Origin of the sequence: Terrisporobacter mayombei, from assembly GCF_020748465.1 — a bacterium.
Taxonomy (GTDB): domain Bacteria; phylum Bacillota; class Clostridia; order Peptostreptococcales; family Peptostreptococcaceae; genus Terrisporobacter; species Terrisporobacter mayombei.
In genome coordinates, this window is record NZ_JAHZMP010000069.1 from 1 (window position 1) to 562 (window position 562).

Below are 562 nucleotides of genomic sequence, written 5' to 3' on the forward strand. Positions count from 1 at the left end.
CACAGTCTGGCGAAACCGCGGATACCCTGGCTGGCCTGCGTCTGTCGAAAGAGCTGGGTTACCTTGGTTCACTGGCAATCTGTAACGTTCCGGGTTCTTCTCTGGTGCGCGAATCCGATCTGGCGCTAATGACCAACGCGGGTACAGAAATCGGCGTGGCATCCACTAAAGCATTCACCACTCAGTTAACTGTGCTGTTGATGCTGGTGGCGAAGCTGTCTCGCCTGAAAGGTCTGGATGCCTCCATTGAACATGACATCGTGCATGGTCTGCAGGCGCTGCCGAGCCGTATTGAGCAGATGCTGTCTCAGGACAAACGCATTGAAGCGCTGGCAGAAGATTTCTCTGACAAACATCACGCGCTGTTCCTGGGCCGTGGCGATCAGTACCCAATCGCGCTGGAAGGCGCATTGAAGTTGAAAGAGATCTCTTACATTCACGCTGAAGCCTACGCTGCTGGCGAACTGAAACACGGTCCGCTGGCGCTAATTGATGCCGATATGCCGGTTATTGTTGTTGCACCGAACAACGAATTGCTGGAAAAACTGAAATCCAACATTGA

General features: G+C 53.2%; 1 protein-coding gene. It reads left to right on the forward strand.

Annotated elements, in window-relative coordinates; translation table 11 throughout:
* On the forward strand, window positions 1–562 hold a 562-nt coding region (locus tag K0039_RS24805; protein WP_228106783.1), incomplete at both ends, for an SIS domain-containing protein.